This is a genomic window from Vibrio rumoiensis (assembly GCF_002218045.2).
Classification (GTDB): domain Bacteria; phylum Pseudomonadota; class Gammaproteobacteria; order Enterobacterales; family Vibrionaceae; genus Vibrio; species Vibrio rumoiensis.
The window spans coordinates 942,345-959,980 of record NZ_AP018685.1; the positions used below are offsets into that span (position 1 = coordinate 942,345).

Below are 17,636 nucleotides of genomic sequence, written 5' to 3' on the forward strand. Positions count from 1 at the left end.
TAAGCCCCGACTAATTGGGGGTTCGCCTGAAATTAGAATCTTGGCTCTTCACCGAGCACTTTTGAAGAAGCCGTATCAGAAATGATGCGGCTTTTTTGCATTTAAGCCCCTGCTAATCGGGGGGCGCTTGATGTTAGAATCTTGGCTCTTCAGCAACCCTTTCCTCAAAACAGCTCTACAGCATGGCGCGTTTTTTCATTTGAATTATTGACAATCATTCTTATTAAAAACAACCTCCCTCCGAGACACGAGACACGAGACACGAGACACGAGACACGAGACACGAGACACGAGACACGAGACACGAGCTTCTGCTATTATTCCGCCACTTTTTTCTACCAGATACTTTTCATGCCTAGTTTAAATTCTCATATTACGATTGGTTTAACCAACCCTAAAAGCCCGTCTAATGTTGGCGCTGTGATGCGTGCCGCGGGTTGTTATCGCGCAGATGCAGTGCGTTATACGGGGGTGCGATATGAAAAAGCAGCTAAGTTTCATACTGATACCAAAAGTGCTGCCCGTCATATTCCACTTGATGGGGTCGATGACATGCTGCAAGGCTTGGATGCGGAGACCAAGATCGTGTGTGTTGAATTAGCGGAAGGCGCGATTTCTCTACCGGAATTTGTTCACCCAGAAAAAGCGTTATACGTGTTTGGCCCCGAAGATGGCAGCATCGATCAAGCTGTGGTATCAAAGGCGGATGCCGTTGTTTATGTGCCAACAGTGGGATGTATGAACCTAGCCGCCACGGTGAATGTCTTGTTGTATGACCGCTTGGCTAAATCGTCGAATGTAGAACAAGGCGACGATCTGATCCGTAAAAGTCGTGATAATCGCAATAAACTGCAAGTTGTTTAATTTCTTTAAAATATACCTAAAGTCATTGGAGTTGCAGTCAACAAAGCTGCAACTTCAAATTCGATGGGTATGGGTTAAAGCGGGCAATAACTGTCGCTGCTGGTGGTGACCTGAGTAACGTGATAACCGTGATCAGTCAGTGCTTGAATCAAGTTTTGTTCGGCGATTAAATGCAAGGCACCGACCGCAATAACATAGTGACCTGTCGGAGATAAAAACGATGGGTCAGTGATTTTTTTTATCCAATCTTGGTTACGGCTATACAGTAGATCATCACTGGTTTGCTGATCCCATTCAGATGTTTCGAGTAGTTCGAGTAAGTTGTCTTGATCGCCATCTTGCCAGCTTTGAATCATGCACGAATAAATATCTTCATTTTGTTGTCCTTGCTCACTGATTGCATCAAGTAATAAGCTTTTTCCGTTATCAGGTAGGTTCTGCAATACATCAAGTTGTTGGGCAAGGGTTTCAAAAGTGAGTACTGGGACTTTTAATGCTTGTGCTTGTTTTTGTATGGTCTGATCTACCCCTTCACTGGCGTCATAACCAAGCGATTCAAAGGTTTGATTTTCAATGCTGACTGCGGTTAACCAAGGCGGTAAATTGAGTAACACTATCGGGTCGAGTTTGAGGTGTTTTGCGGTTGTTTCAAGTTGCTTTCTTTGCTCGGAAGTCAGTACTTGCTTGGTGAGTGTGACACCATCAAAGTTTATTTGTGGCATGCCTTCTTCAAGGTTGGCTTCTAATACTAATCCATCACTGGTTTTTAAAAATTGTTCTAATACTTCTGGCAGCGGGTACATACTTTTGTGCCCAAGGTGAATGGTACCGATCAGCATTAATTGTTGTTGTCCTTTGGTCGCTTTCCAAACCAATGGTTCGGCATGACTTGTTGTCGCAAACAACAAAGAGGGCAGTGACAATAAAGAAAGTAGAAGAGGACGCCAGTTTTTCATATCAGCCTTTTAGGTCATAACATTAATCTAAGCATAGAGTAGCATGCGGAATATCTCTGCATACTACTCTCTATCAATTACTGTTTTGGTTTAAATAACCTCAAGCGATTGGCATTACTCACCACGGTGATGGATGACAGTGCCATTGCCGCACCTGCTACCACTGGGCTCAGCATGATACCGAACACTGGGTATAACGCACCTGCCGCAACAGGAATACCGAGGCTGTTATATAAAAAGGCCCCTAGTAAGTTTTGTTTGATATTTTTGACGGTGGCTTTAGATAATTCAATGCCATGCACCACCGCGAGTGGTGAGGATTTAAGTAACGTCATATTGGCGTTTTCTATCGCAATATCAGAGCCGCTTCCCATTGCAATGCCTACATCGGCTTGAGCTAACGCAGGTGCATCATTAATACCATCACCGACCATGGCTACCACTCGTTTTCCTTGGTCTGAATGTTGCAGCGAACTAATATGCTGCGCTTTTTGATCGGGCAGAACGCCAGCGATGACTTTATCAATGCCCAATTTCTTACCAATTGCCTGTGCGACTGATGGATGATCGCCCGACAACAGCACCACTTCGATGCCCATTTTCTGTAATTGAGAGACCGTCTGTTTTGATTCATCTCGCAAGGGATCGGATACCCCAATAATGGCTACTAATTTTCCGTCTTGAGCAATTAAGATCGGGGTTTCAGTATTCTTTTCTAGTTGCTGTAGTACCTCTTTATGTGGCGATAACGCGACTTGATTTTGTTCAAGATAGCGTGGACTACCAATCCAATATTGATGACCGTTGATTTTACCTTGTAGCCCTAAGCCTCGTTCGGTTTGGTAATGCTCAACTTTCGTTTCAACTGATTTGATATTGGCATCTGCTTGCTCTATATATCGACATACCGCTTGAGCTAAAGGGTGCTCCGATTGTGATTCTAATTTATAAATATCATGCAATAATTTTGTCGAGTCTGGAAGCAGGTTAACGATAGTTTGAACCGTCGGTTTCCCTTGAGTTAGCGTGCCGGTTTTATCAAAGACAATGGTTTGAATTTGGCTGGCAGTTTGCAGCACTTCGGCATCTTTAATTAGGATACCAAGCTCTGCCGCTTTACCCACCCCAACGGTAATCGATAGGGGAGTTGCAAGGCCAAGCGCGCAAGGGCAAGCAATAATTAGCACCGTTGTTACCACAACCAACATATAACTGGCTTGTGGCGTTGGACCAAATAGATACCAAACTGCTGCAGCAATGATGGCAATCATAATGACTACCGGCACAAATACCGATGAGATTTGATCGGCTAAACGCGCTAGCGCAGGCTTACTGCTTTGAGCTTGGCGAACTAACTGAATAATGCGCGCCAGGGTAGTCTGCTCACCAACCATCGTGGCTTTAATTAATAAACTGCCGTCTTGGTTGATGGTGCCGGTAAACACTTTATCGTCTTTTTGTTTTAGGGCTGCAATAGGCTCTCCGGTGAGCATGGCTTCATCAAGATAAGAGGAACCTTCGACAACCACACCATCAATGGGAATACGTTCACCGGGTTTTACTCGAACGAGCATACCTGTTTGGATATCTTTGACGGCGATTTGTGTTTCCTCGCCGTCTTGATAAAGCGTCGCGGTTTTCGGTTGTAAATTGATTAGGCCTTGTAGCGCATCGGTGGTTCTTGCTTTGGCTTTTGCTTCTATATAGTGACCTAATGAAATCAAGCCTATAATCATTGCGCTGGCTTCAAAATACACATGGCGAGCTTGTTCTGGAAACCAACTTGGAGCCATTACGACCAACATCGAATACAGCCACGCTGCACCAGTGCCGAGTGCGACTAAGGTATCCATAGTGGCACGTTTATGCGTCAGGGCCTGCCAAGCATTGATGAAAAATGGTTTGCCAGCAGTTGTCAGTAGAGCTAAACAAATAATGCCGATCATTCCCCACGCCCATTGTGATTGCGGGTTATTGATCATCATATTGCCACCAAAGACGCCCCACAGCATTAAAGGGCCACCAATTGCAATACCAGCAATCGCACTGTTACGGTGTGCTTTTTGGGTTTTGCTAAATTGTGTTTGTTGCTGCTCACGCATTCGCTCGTCATCCTGAATGCGTTCTGCCTGATAACCTGCCGTTTTTACCTGTTCAATAATTTGTGCAGAGAGAGTCTCCGATTCTTGTTCCGTGCAGTCTTGACCTTCAAGATAGGCCCAGGCGGTTTGTTCCGCTAAATTGACTTGCGCGCGATGGACTTGTGGATGCGAAGCGATGGCTTTTTCAACGGATGAGACGCAACTGGCGCATGTCATGCCGGAAATCAAAAAATGAAGCGCGGTTGCTCCTTCCATTTTAATCTCTGGTTGCGTGTCTATTGCCTTATCCTCACTTGGTTGTGATTCGCTCGCCTCTGACCTTTGCTTTTGAGCGGTTGGATGTTCAGGCTGAGTCGATGAAGCTTGAGTGATATTGGCTTGGTAGCCGAGCGGATGGATCGCCTCTATGATTTCATGCGCTTCAACCTCACCAACGACTTGTAGTGAGTGTTTAGTGACTTCTAATTTTTTGATACCTGAAAGATCAGTTAATGCGGATTCAACTTTTGCAACACAACGCCCGCAATTTAAACCGGTTAACTCAAAGTTGAGAACTTGTTCGGCACGATAACCCAATTCGCTTAATGCATGGTTAATATCACTTAAAGATGCTGAAGTCTGAATATTGGCCTGAGTGGGGGTTAACGAGGCTATTTGGGTATTGGTTAATGTTTCCAATTTAGATCGGGCTTTATTGGCACAACCCATGCAATTTAGCCCATGAAGTTTTAATTGATATTGAGTCATAGCATCCTCTTTAACGCGTCTATTGTTGCGATAACAACACTATAAACCTTCCAATAAGTGGAGGGTCAAGCAATCGTTATGGCGTTATTTACTTAAGGGTTGTCAATTAACGACATGACTGTTGGGCTCGAAATCGATAGTGGCAAGTTGAATAGGGTGGTCTGTGGGACTTTATTTGTATCGAAAATTGATTGTTTTCAAGTTAACTAACTGAATTCTTTATATATTAACGTTTTTGACGTTAATTAAACTGTGTGGCAACTCAAAATTTTTAATCATTGGATACCCATGTAAACAAAAAGGATATAAAACGAGTGTGATGAAGATCTTGATAGTGCTAATAATAACTAAATTGATGTGATATGTGTCGCATTGAGTTTTGTTTTATGTTTTTTTATTTTGTTACATCTATTTGTTTTATATGGAAAATAAATTTTCACCTTATGTTCGGGTTGAGCAGGTTCATATTTTACCTTTGATTTAATTTTCATCTCGAAAAAAGATGACATTCTAGCCCCGTGGAAAAATTCTCAAGCAAGCTCACCAGCTAGCGCTTGTTTGAGAGAAATAAAAACAATAGGGGAAAAATATGAAAACAACGTTTAGAAAGACAGTATTGAGCAGTGTGGTCACGTCTTTACTATTAGGTGCTTCGGCTTATTCAAGTGTCATATATGCTGCCGATGATGTAGCGCCCAATGACCCAGCTATTGCCGGGGAAGGGGTATCAGAGAAGCCGTATGAAGGCGGTTTTTTTGAAGATGCCAGTGTTAACGGTGCTATCAATATTTGGATGCGAGACCGTACCCGCGCCAAAGTGGATGCCAATGGCCATGATACGGCAAAGTATACCAACCTAGATCATGGTTCTATCTACGCCGGCTTAGATGTTAAATCTGGCTATATTAAAGATGTCGTGGGCTTAGATTTAAACGTATATGGCACATTTGATATGTGGAATAACGGCTCACCTGATCATGAAATGAATTTTTGGAACGTTAATAACCCTTATGAAATGAGTCCAGGTACCAATACAGGATGTGCCGGTACGTGGGATTCTTCTTGTACCGATAATGGCGCGGCTTTCCAAACCGCAGCGGTTAAATTCAAATTTGGTGAGCACGTTATCGCACGTGGTGGTTACTTCCAACCATCCGTACCAACCGCAATGGGCGTTAACTGGTCTTATGCCGCGGGTACCTATGAAGGTGGAGAAGTCGGTTTGAACTTTGGCCCTGTTGCATTAGGTTTTGTGTATGCTGATGCGTATAAAGCCCCATGGTATAAGCATGATTACAGTTTCCGCACAGGCACCGGTCCTGATGCTGAAGATGCTGGCGATGCATACTCAGTCGGTATGCGTTATACCATTAGCGATAAAATGCTATTGGATGTCGCTTATGCTGGCTTAACCGATGGCGATCGTAAAAATGCCCATGTGAAATTTAAAATGACCACAGATGGTGGTTGGTATGTATCTCCACAAGTGTATGTGGTCGATGATGACAACCAATACGATAAAACGGCATTCCAAGCTGCTTTCTTAAGTTCTAAAACCTTTGGTCAATATGCCTTACGCTTAGAAAGTACCTATACTTCAGCAGACTCAGAAGACACTCGCGGTAATGTTGGCAATATGGCGTATCGCTTAACCGAAGCTTATGGTGGTTCAAATGGTGCGTATGACATCTGGTGGAATAACCGTTCGGATTTCAACCATGATGGTGAGTTAGGCTTCTTCGCAGAGCTAAAACGTGACTTTTCTGACCTAGGGGCACCTGGCTTTACTGTCGGTCTAAATGGTGTGTATGCCTTTGGTGCGGATTCTGACCAACAAGGTATTGATGACCTAGTGGAATACTCAGGTAGTGCGTTTGCATACTACTCAATCCAAAATGGTGCATTAAAAGGGGCTAACTTTGGGATTTATTACACCCATTATGTTAATGACTCTAATGCCAGCGACTGGGCACCGTACTCGAATGCCTTCCAAGATGAAAATGACTTGAAAGTCACCTTAACCATTCCTTTCACTGTGAAATAATCACGGAAGTCTTGAGTTAACTGCAACACCAAGTGGCCTCATGATGTTATGTCGTGGGCCACTTGCCGAATGAAGGTGGCCGCCATTCATTCAGATAATCCTAAATGATGTAGCAAAACAAAAGGAAGTGACTCTCGGGCATTTCCTTTTTCTTATTTTAGTTATTCGCAGGTGAGATTAGTTCGAGTCAATTTATGGGTTGGCTATTTTAGTGCCTAGCATTGGGTGCTAGAATGTGCCCAACATTTTGCCACTGTATTGGTTTCCCCATGCAGTGAGTCAAAAACCTGTTTTGTAAAACATTCGATAAGGTAATTTTGATGACGGTTAAAACACGTTTTGCTCCTAGCCCAACAGGCTATCTTCACGTAGGCGGTGCTCGTACTGCTCTTTATTCTTGGTTATACGCAAAAAGCCAAGGCGGTGAATTTGTTTTACGTATCGAAGATACCGACATTGAACGTTCTACCCAAGAAGCGGTGGATGCAATTTTAGAAGGCATGCAATGGATGGGTTTGGATTGGGATGAAGGTCCTTACTACCAAACTAAGCGCTTTGATCGTTACAACGAAATGGTTGATCAGCTACTCGCTGAAGATAAAGCCTATAAATGCTACGCATCAAAAGAACTGCTTGATGAAATTCGTGCCGAGCAAGAAGCGAATAAAGAAATGGCTCGCTACGATGCTAATCATCCAAAAATTGTTGCAGTAAACCAAGCAGCAAAAGATGGCGATCCATGCGTGATTCGTTTCCGTAACCCGAAAGAAGGTTCGGTAGTATTTGAAGACCAAATCCGTGGCCGTATCGAAATTTCTAACAGCCAGTTAGATGATTTGATCATTCGTCGTACTGATGGCTCTCCAACCTACAACTTCTGTGTCGTCGTGGATGATTGGGATATGGGCATTACTCACGTGGTTCGTGGTGAAGATCATATCAACAACACGCCTCGCCAAATTAACATTTATGAAGCACTAGGCGCGCCAGTTCCAACGTTCGCTCACTGTGCAATGATCTTAGGTGATGACGGCGCCAAACTTTCAAAACGTCATGGCGCAGTCAGCGTGATGCAATACCGTGATGAAGGTTACTTGCCGAACGCTCTAAATAACTACCTAGTGCGTCTTGGTTGGTCTCATGGCGACCAAGAAATCTTCTCTCGTGAAGAAATGATTGAGTTCTTCAGCTTGAATGCGATCAGCAAATCCGCTTCTGCATTTAATACTGATAAGCTACTTTGGTTGAACAACCACTACATCAAAACATCAGAGCCTGAGTACGTAGCAGAGCACCTACAATGGCACCTAGATAACCAAAACATCAACATCGAGAATGGCCCAGCGATTACTGATGTGATCAAACTGGTTGGCGAACGTTGTCATACTCTTATTGAATTAGCAGAGCAATCTCGCTACTTCTATGAAGATTTCTCTGAGTTTGAAGCTGGCGCAGCCAAGAAACATCTACGTGGCGTAGCGAAAGGCCCATTAGAACTTGCGTTAAGCAAAGTAGAAGCTTTGAGCGATTGGAGCACAGAAAACTTACACGGCGTGATAGCACAAGTGTGTGAAGAGTTAGAAATTGGCATGGGTAAAATCGGCATGCCACTTCGCGTTGCCGTAACCGGTGGTGGTCAGTCTCCGTCTGTTGATGCAGTCATGCAGTTAATTGGTCAAGAGCGCGTGATTGCTCGTATCAAAATGGCATTAGCATTCATTGCAGAACGTGAAGCTAACGCTTAACCCTTCGTACTTGAAGCGGCAGCTTTGTTGACGGCGTTCACTCGCCTCAATCACTTGTCGCCTCGCTGTAACTTCAATTACTTTGAGTTAGTTGAAGTTGCGATAAAACACCTTATGAAAAGCCGATCGATTGATCGGCTTTTTTTTACTTTCTACTGATACTCTTTTCTATAAAAGTTATATTAACCTGACTTATATCAAGGTTATATTTGATTATTTATTCTTAATGGTAATTATTATCATTAACTTTTGGGTTTTTATCGTATAGAATGTTGCTCTACTCGGATATATACACAAAGTCATTGGAGTTGCAGTGAGGCGACAACAAAGCTGCTGCTCAAGTACGACGGGTATAAAATCCGTTGGTTTACCCGACGTCTTATATTGAACGGACTTAATCATGCAGTTTCCATCATCATTCATACCTTCTTGCGATTCACGCATAGGTGTAAAGCTCAAAGGCGTTACGCTAGCGATGATAGCCGTGGCTTCCTTTTCAGCTCAAGCCGACTCTTTAGACAATGCGCGTAATATTGAGCGTCAAACTAATCAAGTCGCGCAAAATGCACAGCAAAAAATTGATGCTAATTCTGATCAAAGTTTTCAATTACAGGCCGAAGTTGAGCGCCTGCAAGATCAAATTGATAATCTGTCTTTATACCAAGCTCACTTGAAGAAGTTGGTGGCGAGTCAAGAAGCTGAAAAAGTCAGTATTGATGAGCAACTCACCAACATCACCGAAACCCGTCAAGGGGTCGTACCTTTGATGTATCACATGATCGATGGCCTGCAAGCTTCCTTAGAGCAAGGCGTTCCAGTTCGTATGGCGAGTCGTGAAAAGCGTCTTGATGAACTAAAAACCTTGATGGGGCGCGCCGATATTTCAGAGGCAGAAAAATACCGTAGAATTCTAGAAGCCTACCAAATTGAAATAGACTACGGTTCAAAGCTTGGTGTCTATGAAGGTCAGATTAAGCTAAGCCAAGATGATATTCGCCAAGTTGATTTATTGTATGTCGGTAAAGTGGTGTTACTGGCTCGTAGCAAAGATGCGCAACATGCATGGTTGTGGTCACAATCTCAAAAACAATGGCAAGACGTATCAGCGGATCAAAAGTCAGATATTAACCAAGCCTACGCGTTAGCTAATAAGCAACAAGCGCCAAGTTTATTGCATTTACCGCTTTCTGTGACTCAAGTATCCGAGCCTAATTCTTCAACTCAGGAGACAAAATAATGAAGTTGCTGTCTCTTATTATGACTGCAATCAGTTTAGCGATTGTCAGTGTTAGCGCGTCAGCTGATGATTTGGCTAGCCTTGATAATAAAGCCAAAGCTGAGCAACAAACCGAAAATGCGCACAACCAACAGCGTGTTGCATTAAGTGCTAAGCAACGTGCCGCGCTGCAAGCGAAACGCGATCAACTCGCGAAACAACTGGTACAAATTGAACAAGAAAATGCCCAATTGAGCGATACTTTTTCAGCCAATGAAGAAATCTTGGCAGAGAAAGAAAAAGAGCTTCAACTGGCAACTGGCAGCTTAGGTGAATTGTTTGGCGTCGTTCGTCAGGCCGCCAAAGATGTTCAATTAAGCTATGAAAGCTCATTACTTGGCGAACAAGGTAAAGCGTTGAATGCCACATTAGATAAAGTGATCAGCACCGATACGCTGCCATCTTTAAAATTGCTGAATGGCCTATGGCAAGCGATGCAATACAAGGTAATAACCGGCAGTGAGGTCACAGCGGTTTCACTTCCTTTTGTTCAAGGTGATGGTAAAACCCAGCGAGTGGATGCTCTGCGTATTGGCGATATGGCTTTGCTTACTGAGCACGGTTATGTGAAGTGGGACTTTGCCCGTCAGCAAGCGTCCAACTATTTAGCACTACCTTCTGATACGCCAACTCTGGCAAGCTTTAAGCAAGATGCGAATCAAGCCATGTTACTTGATCCGACTCGTGGCGTGATGCTTGAGCAATATGCGCATCAGCCAACCTTGATGCAACGTATTGATCAAGCGGGGGTTGTCGGGAAAGTTATCATTGCGATTTTAGTGATTGGCTTAATCATTGCTCTGGTTCGTGGCGTTCGTTTAATGATGGCGCAGCAACAAATCTCAAAGCAGCTCAAACAACCGGATAATCCAACCGATGATAATCCTCTGGGCCGCATTCTGCATGTGTATAACAAAGAGAAAAAGCAGTCAGTTGAATCTTTAGAGTTACGTTTATTAGAAAGTATTCTTGATGAACAACAAGGTTTAGAGCGTGGTTTGTCGATGCTGAAGTTATTCGCCGCTCTTGCGCCAATGTTGGGCTTGCTAGGTACCGTAACTGGCATGATAGAAACCTTCCAAGTGATCACTCAATTTGGTAATGGTGACCCGAAAGTGATGGCGGGGGGGATTTCCATGGCCTTGATCACGACCGTATTAGGCTTAGTCGCGGCGATGCCGTTGTTGTTGGCACATAATATTCTTTCCAACCGCGCTGAAGTGATTCGCAATACGCTTGAAAAACAAGGCGTGAGTTTAGTGGCTCGCCGTGCTGAAATTGAGTCGGATAAAGCTAACTTATCATCAGCTGTTGTAGCCGGAGCTAATGCGTAATGTTGGCTTGGATTTCCACTCTATTTCCTGACCTGATGAATTCTCATCTTTTAGAGTTCATGTCACGTGGTGGGCAAGTGTTGTGGTGGTTAGCGGCGGTCGTGCTGTTGTGCTGGGTATTGATTATTGAGCGTATTCTGTTTTTAAGTGTGTCTTATCGTCATGCCAAAGCGGGGTGGGTCGATCAGTGGAAGCAACGTCACGAACATGATTCTTGGTACGCGCTGGCACAAAAGCAAGGCATGCTGCAACAAGCGCATGTGATGCTGACTCAACACTTAGATTTGATCAAAGCGCTGGTCAGTTTATGCCCAATGCTCGGTTTACTCGGTACGGTAACTGGCATGATCACGGTGTTTGATTTGATGTCGATTTCAGGCAGTAATGACCCCAAACTCATGGCATCAGGTATTTCAATGGCAACATTACCGACAATGGCTGGCATGGTGGCCGCATTAGCCGGAATGTTTGCTCATTCTCGTTTAGTGAAAGTGGCGACTCGTAAAGAGCTGCACTTAGAACAGCAATTAAGGAGCGGCGAATGAGATTAGTTCGTCCCACAAAAGCCAAAGAAGAAGCACAAGTCGATTTAACCTCAATGCTTGATATTGTGTTTATCATGTTGATCTTCTTCATCGTCACCAGTTCATTTGTCAATGAATCGGGGGTTGAAGTGAATCGCCCTCAAGCATCCCATGCCAGTGCGCAAAAAGATGCCGGTATTTTTATTGCGGTAACCGCAGCCAATGATATTTATATCGATAAACGTCGAGTCGATGTCGAGCGAGTGCAAGCGGCATTAGAAAAAATCGCCATCGATAAACCGGATGCCAGTTTGGTGATTCAAGCGGATAAGCATGCGTATAACGGCACCGTGGTTGAAGTGATGGATGCGGCGAAAGGGGCCGGTATTGCCAAGATTGCTTTAGCCACAGCGGATAAGTCTTAAGTGGGTGTAAAGATGAGTGATTGTCGTGCTGCTGAGACTATGACGAACGCATCATTGCGCTTATTGATTGCGATTCCGCTTGGCTTAGTCACCGCCGTGGCGTTATTTGCCTTTATGTCTTGGATGGTCGGAAGCGTTAAAACTGGCGTAAGCGATGACCAAGGCCCACTGGCGTTTGATGTGGTGATGCAAGAGCAAGATTCGGACTCACAGCGCCGCATGCGCCAATTGCCAGAACCGCCGAAAGTGCCAGAGCAACCTCAAGCGTTATCAACGCCTGCGACGCCTGCTGCTTCCATGCCATCAGTACAAGCCCCTCAAGTATCTTTAGATACGAGCATGGCATTCTCGGATGTTGGTGTGGCGATCAATATGCCGAATATCAATGTCAGTAATAACATCTCGCAAGGGGTTGGTCAGCAACAGCAAGCGATGCCTTTATATCGTGCTCAGCCCACTTATCCTGCTCGTATGCTTAAACGCCGTGTTGAAGGTTATGTGGTGATGTCATTTACCATCAATGAGCAGGGGCATCCTGAAGATATTGAAGTGGTTGAAGCTGAGCCGTCGAAAGCCTTTGTTCGCCCTGCGGTTCAAGCGTTGAGAAACTGGAAATACCAGCCTCAAATAGAAGGTGGTAAGGCCGTTAAGCAGCCCGGCCAGCAAGTTAAAATTGAATTTAAGATCAGCCAGTAGTCATGACGATAAAGGTGATTATTGGTAAAAAGGGTCAACTTATGATGTTGAATATGGATAAGTTATTTCACAATCTTTCGTTTTCTTTATTCAAGAAGAGTGTGCTATTGGCGTGCCTGCTCGCCAGCTTTATGATGGCCTCGAACCATGCTATTGCCGCAGGTGTGACACCTTATACTGGTAAGAAACTGACACAAGCCAGTGAGTTGGCGCAAAATGATCACCTTGATAAAGCGATTAAAGTGTTAACGTCTTATGATCCTAAAGCGGATTATGATAAAGCGTTCGTCAATCGAGTCTTGGCTATTTACTACTGGCAAGCCGAACAACCCAAATCCTCCATTTCAGCGTTAAGAGCAGCAGTGGCGCTAAAGGCTCTAGAGCCAAAAGTGCAATGGCAAGCTAACCGCATGTTGGCTGATATTCTGTACTCTGAACAAGACTTCTCTCATTCAGCCAAAGAATACCGTAATACTTTAGCGATAAAATATACCCCAAGTGCTGCCGATAAAACGCAATTTAAAAAAGACAGCAATGAAGTGTATTTTCGCCTAGCCGCCGCTTATTACCAGCAGCAACAATGGCCGCAGGTTCGTAGTGCTGTCATTAAGTATCAAGCCCCCGATGCTAAAAAACGTCTACAGGCTCTGCGTATGCAAGTGATTGCCGAATTAAGATTAAAGCAATGGGGCAATGCGGAAGGTACATTGAGCAACTTGATCCGCCTTGAGCCCAATAATAAAGCGTGGTGGCAGCAACAAATTTCCACGCAATTGCAACAGCATAAAAACCAATCGGCGCTTGAAACCTATTCACTGGCGAAAAAGCAAAACCTCGAATTTAGCGCCAATGATTATAAGTCGCTGTCTCAACTGTATGCACAAAATAAGATCCCAGAGCGTGGCGCACGAATCTTACAAGAAATGTTTAAAGCCTACCCTGAGACTAAAACGATTGATAATCAAAAGACTCAAGCTTATTACTATCAAATGGCGCGTGAATGGCCACAAGCAATGGCAAGTTGGGAAGCGCTAGCCAAACGTGATGCAGAATATTACTGGCCGCTGACTCAGTTGTATATTCAACAAAAACAATACAATAAAGCCAACCAAGTGATTGATAAAGCGCAGCCCTATGCCAAAAAATCTGAATTTAGTTTGGCGAAAATTCAATTGTTGTATCGCTTAGAAAAATACAATGATGCGTTGGCAGAAGCGAAGCGTCTGAATGAAGTACAGCCATCGGATTCGGTGCAAACCTGGATTGTATTTTTAAATAATAAATTGCAAAACCAGCAGCCAGAACCGTCTCAAGATGGAATGACATCTTAATGACAGAAGTAGTGAGGGGGAGCGTACAATCCGCTCAACTTACTCGAATAGAAAAGGTGCTGGAGTTTATCCATCAGCATCTTTTTTTACCACTATCGCTTGACGATATCGCACAAAAAAGTTGTTGGTCACGATGGCAATTACAGCGCGTTTTTACCGCGAAAACGGGCGTTAATGTCGCGCAATATATTCGTGAATTAAAGCTGAGTCGCGCCGCTGAAATCCTATTAGATTCCCCATCAGAAAGAGTGCTCGATATTGCTCTTAGCGTCGGGTTTAATTCAGAAATTAGCTTTAGTCGTTCCTTCAAACAATTTTTCGGCTGCTCACCGAGAGACTATCGTAAACGAGGCATTCGTAGTGGTTTACGTCAGCCGATGACCGCCATATCATTATCGACTTCCGATGCCGGCCATTTAAACTCTCTACAAGCCAATTTTAGTTTTACTCAGATTCGAATTGAACATAAAGCGGCATTTCGTGTGATGGGGTATCGTGGTGAGATTGGTGGGCTCTTTGCATCTCAACCCGATTTTCAACAATCGGTTCCTCAGATTTGGCGAACCTTTGAGGCGATAAAACAATCCGAATCTCTTTTAGCGAATATGACAACCATGCGCTATGGCGTCATTGATACCCTGTCGCTAAATTCAGAACGCTTAGATTATTGGGCGGCCGAAGCGTCGCAAACGTTGTCATCTCAATCATTAAACACGCTTGAAATCCCAACCCAACAATACGCTGTTCTAGCGCATAAAGGGCCAGTTGACGGCTTAAAAAACAAACTAGAATGGCTATTTACTGAGTGGTTACCGCAAAGTGGTTATCGCGGCATCGATGGTTTTGAATTAGAAATTTACCCTGCAAATTATCAAATGCATTCAGCGGATGCTTATATGGAATATTGGTTGCCGATCCAATAAATTTCGTCAGTCACGTATAGCATGATTCGAAAAAGTTCCCTCTCACCTCAAACATGCACCAAATTGTTAACTTTCTCTAATTGCAAATGGTTATCATTCATAAATGATACTTATTATCGTTATTTGATATCCATTATTGGTAGGAAAGGGAAATGCCTCGCGTGAAAAACACAAATTATAATTCCAACATACTCATCGCTAGCCCATTGGCTTTAGCGATTACCAGTATTTTATTTGCCCCTAATTTGATGGCGGCAACGGATACGGCGGCGACAGAACAAGAGACCATTACGGTACTCGGCCAAACCTATCGTAATACGGCGACTAAAACGTCACTTGAACCAGAAGAAACGCCTCAGGCTATTTCAGTGATCAATTCTGATGACTTTGAAAAGCGTGGTGTGTCATCGGTGCAGCAAGCGTTGCGTTATGCACCGGGCGTCAATGCCGAGTTGAAAGGTGGCAGTGTCACCATGTATGACAACTACAACATCCGTGGCTTTGAAAATAACCAGATGTACTACGATGGGTTGGTTCTACAATACCTGGTCGGTTGGAATTTACAGCCACAAATTGATCCCATTGCCTTAGAGCGTGTTGAAATATTTAAGGGCCCTAGTTCGGTTTTATATGGCGCTATGCCTCCAGGCGGTATGGTCAATTTAATCGCCAAATCACCGCAAAAAGAACGCAATACCGATTTCTCTATTGCGACAGGATCGCGCAATCTCGTCAAAGCATCAATTGATACTACTGGTCAGTTTGGTGACTCTAATGTTTATTACCGCCTTATTGGCTCGGCTTCTCATCGTGATGGACAAGTCGATTACACCGAAGAAGAACGTTACGTGTTTGCGCCGTCTATCGATTGGTATGTGACGGATAATACCCTTATAAACTTCAATTTTTATTATCAAAACGATCCCAACATGGGTATGAACTCAGCGATGCCAGCGTCTGGTTCGGTATGGGATAACCCGAACGGCAGCATAGATAAAAATGCTTCAATGGGGGATAAAAACTGGAGCAAGTTTGAACGAGAATTCTGGATGGCAGGCTATAAGATCGATCACTCATTCAATGAAAACTGGTCGTTTTTACAAAATGCGCGTTATATGAAAGCCGATCTTTATCAGGAAAACACCTACCATGCGGCGGCGGGTTGGGATCCTGCCACTGGTAACTTAGACCGCTACATCTACAGTACAGATGAAGACTCACAAGGCTTTACCATTGACAATCAATTATCAGGTCGAGTCGTAACAGGCGCAGTTGAACATAACTTATTATTTGGTATTGATTATCAACACTTAAAAGGTAGCTCAAACTACACTAGCTATGGTTACGATGGTGGCTACACCGCGCCAAGCTTTAATGCCTTCGCGCCAGATAACAACCAAATCGATCGCTCAAAAGTAACCGCGTCTGGTGTGTATATCGATGATGTGAAAGTCGAACAATTGGGCTTCTACTTCCAAGATCAAATGCGTATTAACCGCATCGTCTTAATGGCTGGTGGACGTTTTGATAACTATGAAGCGACCAGTGACTACGCTGGCAGTGTGACCAAAACCGATCAAAACAACTTTTCTTATCGCATAGGCGCAATGTATGAATTTGATTCCGGTTGGTCACCATACATTAACTACGCGACCAGCTTTGAACCGGTAGCCGGCGTAGATAGTCGTGGCGATAGCTTTGAGCCATCGATAGGCCAACAAATTGAAGGTGGGGTGAAGTACTTATCTGCGGACTACGCGACCACTATGACCGCTTCATTGTTTCACATTATTAAAAGCGATGTGGTGGTGCCCGATCCGAATGATCCAAGTTACCAAGGAAAAATCCAAGTGGGTGAAATTCGCTCGCAAGGTTTGGAGTTAGAAGGGCGAACCATGCTTACCGATAGCTGGGATGTCTCAGCGAGCTACACCTATACCGATATGGAAATCACTAAAGACACCACGGGCCTTGAAGGTAACACGCCAATTTATGTACCTGAACACGCCGCGACCTTATGGACGAATTATTACGTCTATAACGGCATTTTAGGTGGGTCGCGTTTCGGTGCCGGTGCTCGTTATATTGGTGAACGTCAAATGGATGCCGCCAACACCGACACAGTACCAGATTACACCGTGGTCGATTTGTCTTTAGGTTACGACTTGGCATATTTAACCAACAGCCTACAAGGTGCGGCAGTTAATTTAAGCGTTAATAACTTATTTGATGAAGATACTTATGCCTGCTATGACTCTGCTAACTGCTGGTATGGCGAAGAGCGTACCGTAGAATTTAAGTTTGATTATAAGTTCTAGCAGATAGCGTCACTTATCAAATCGCAGTAAAGAGCTAGCCGTTGGTTGGCTCTTTATTTGTTGTGAGATGGGGGACGAGATCCGAGGACGCTTCGCTCGAGACACGAGAAGCAGATAAAGATCGTTTTTTGCTTTTTCACGTAACTCGAAACACGCTACTCGCGTCTATTGCGTCTATTGCGTGTAACGTGAACGCTGCGCTCCGTGTTGTGAGTAAAATTAGCCGCTAATCTGGGATTGCTTTTGGTTCTTCGGTTACCGAATGAAACGTCCCCGCGGCCCGTATCACACAATTTTCCCTTTTAAATGTAAATGAAAATCAGTATCATTGCGTTTAACCTAATTTGGCTT

The 17,636-nt window shown here is 44.1% G+C and carries 13 protein-coding genes; 11 read left to right on the top strand and 2 right to left on the bottom strand.

Annotation, left to right across the window (positions count from 1 at the left end; genetic code table 11):
• Positions 1-351 precede the first annotated feature (351 nt).
• The gene (locus tag VRUMOI_RS04365) at positions 352-864 is read left to right on the top strand and encodes an RNA methyltransferase (RefSeq protein ID WP_089137446.1); all 513 of its coding nucleotides are present in this window, start codon (positions 352-354) and stop codon (positions 862-864) included.
• Between the two features lie 74 nt (positions 865-938).
• Here the strand turns inward: VRUMOI_RS04365 and VRUMOI_RS04370 are convergent, their stop codons facing one another.
• On the bottom strand, positions 939-1,820 hold the full coding sequence (locus VRUMOI_RS04370; RefSeq protein WP_089137445.1) for a TraB/GumN family protein: 882 nt from the start codon (positions 1,818-1,820) through the stop codon (positions 939-941).
• Between the two features lie 77 nt (positions 1,821-1,897).
• Positions 1,898-4,669 (bottom strand): cation transporter, encoded by a 2,772-nt coding sequence (locus VRUMOI_RS04375; RefSeq protein WP_089137444.1) that lies wholly within the window; start codon positions 4,667-4,669, stop codon positions 1,898-1,900.
• A 589-nt stretch (positions 4,670-5,258) separates the two neighbouring features.
• On the opposite strand from VRUMOI_RS04375, the gene VRUMOI_RS04380 reads away from it, so the two are divergent.
• The 10 genes from VRUMOI_RS04380 (at position 5,259) to VRUMOI_RS04430 (ending at position 17,285) form a co-directional block, all read left to right on the top strand.
• Positions 5,259-6,713: an OprD family outer membrane porin gene (locus VRUMOI_RS04380; RefSeq protein WP_089137443.1), complete on the top strand. Its 1,455-nt coding sequence runs from the start codon at positions 5,259-5,261 to the stop codon at positions 6,711-6,713.
• Between the two features lie 320 nt (positions 6,714-7,033).
• Positions 7,034-8,458 carry a glutamate--tRNA ligase gene (gltX, locus tag VRUMOI_RS04385; protein ID WP_089137442.1) on the top strand — a complete coding sequence of 475 codons (1,425 nt, stop codon included), beginning with the start codon at positions 7,034-7,036 and terminating at the stop codon, positions 8,456-8,458.
• Positions 8,459-8,858: 400 nt separating this feature from the next.
• Positions 8,859-9,695 (top strand): DUF3450 domain-containing protein, encoded by an 837-nt coding sequence (locus VRUMOI_RS04395; RefSeq protein WP_089137440.1) that lies wholly within the window; start codon positions 8,859-8,861, stop codon positions 9,693-9,695.
• 8 nt (positions 9,696-9,703) lie between these two features.
• Entirely contained in the window at positions 9,704-11,068 is a 1,365-nt protein-coding gene (locus VRUMOI_RS04400; protein ID WP_408646266.1) for a MotA/TolQ/ExbB proton channel family protein, read from the top strand.
• Entirely contained in the window at positions 11,068-11,613 is a 546-nt protein-coding gene (locus tag VRUMOI_RS04405) for a MotA/TolQ/ExbB proton channel family protein (RefSeq protein WP_089137438.1), read from the top strand. The genes VRUMOI_RS04400 and VRUMOI_RS04405 overlap by 1 nt, the downstream gene beginning before the upstream one ends.
• Positions 11,610-12,017, top strand: a complete 408-nt coding sequence (locus tag VRUMOI_RS04410; protein WP_089137437.1) for an ExbD/TolR family protein — start codon at positions 11,610-11,612, stop codon at positions 12,015-12,017. Before VRUMOI_RS04405 ends, VRUMOI_RS04410 begins: the two co-directional genes overlap by 4 nt.
• A gap of 12 nt (positions 12,018-12,029) precedes the next feature.
• A complete protein-coding gene (locus tag VRUMOI_RS04415; protein ID WP_089137436.1) occupies positions 12,030-12,713 on the top strand; it encodes an energy transducer TonB in 684 nt (227 codons plus the stop codon).
• Positions 12,714-12,766: 53 nt separating this feature from the next.
• Positions 12,767-14,044 (top strand): tetratricopeptide repeat protein, encoded by a 1,278-nt coding sequence (locus VRUMOI_RS04420; protein WP_231897486.1) that lies wholly within the window; start codon positions 12,767-12,769, stop codon positions 14,042-14,044.
• Entirely contained in the window at positions 14,044-14,967 is a 924-nt protein-coding gene (locus VRUMOI_RS04425) for an AraC family transcriptional regulator (RefSeq protein WP_089137435.1), read from the top strand. Before VRUMOI_RS04420 ends, VRUMOI_RS04425 begins: the two co-directional genes overlap by 1 nt.
• A 152-nt stretch (positions 14,968-15,119) precedes the next feature.
• Complete coding sequence (locus VRUMOI_RS04430; protein WP_089137434.1) at positions 15,120-17,285, top strand: TonB-dependent siderophore receptor; 2,166 nt, start codon at positions 15,120-15,122, stop codon at positions 17,283-17,285.
• Positions 17,286-17,636: the final 351 nt, after the last annotated feature.

Bases quoted from the DNA above. Each gene is read 5' to 3' on its own strand.
- VRUMOI_RS04365 (WP_089137446.1), top strand. From the start codon at position 352: ATGCCTAGTTTAAATTCTCATATTACGATTGGTTTAACCAACCCTAAA.
- VRUMOI_RS04370 (WP_089137445.1), bottom strand. From the start codon at position 1,820: ATGAAAAACTGGCGTCCTCTTCTACTTTCTTTATTGTCACTGCCCTCT.
- VRUMOI_RS04375 (WP_089137444.1), bottom strand. From the start codon at position 4,669: ATGACTCAATATCAATTAAAACTTCATGGGCTAAATTGCATGGGTTGT.
- VRUMOI_RS04380 (WP_089137443.1), top strand. From the start codon at position 5,259: ATGAAAACAACGTTTAGAAAGACAGTATTGAGCAGTGTGGTCACGTCT.
- gltX (WP_089137442.1), top strand. From the start codon at position 7,034: ATGACGGTTAAAACACGTTTTGCTCCTAGCCCAACAGGCTATCTTCAC.
- VRUMOI_RS04395 (WP_089137440.1), top strand. From the start codon at position 8,859: ATGCAGTTTCCATCATCATTCATACCTTCTTGCGATTCACGCATAGGT.
- VRUMOI_RS04405 (WP_089137438.1), top strand. From the start codon at position 11,068: ATGTTGGCTTGGATTTCCACTCTATTTCCTGACCTGATGAATTCTCAT.
- VRUMOI_RS04410 (WP_089137437.1), top strand. From the start codon at position 11,610: ATGAGATTAGTTCGTCCCACAAAAGCCAAAGAAGAAGCACAAGTCGAT.
- VRUMOI_RS04415 (WP_089137436.1), top strand. From the start codon at position 12,030: ATGAGTGATTGTCGTGCTGCTGAGACTATGACGAACGCATCATTGCGC.
- VRUMOI_RS04420 (WP_231897486.1), top strand. From the start codon at position 12,767: ATGGATAAGTTATTTCACAATCTTTCGTTTTCTTTATTCAAGAAGAGT.
- VRUMOI_RS04425 (WP_089137435.1), top strand. From the start codon at position 14,044: ATGACAGAAGTAGTGAGGGGGAGCGTACAATCCGCTCAACTTACTCGA.
- VRUMOI_RS04430 (WP_089137434.1), top strand. From the start codon at position 15,120: ATGCCTCGCGTGAAAAACACAAATTATAATTCCAACATACTCATCGCT.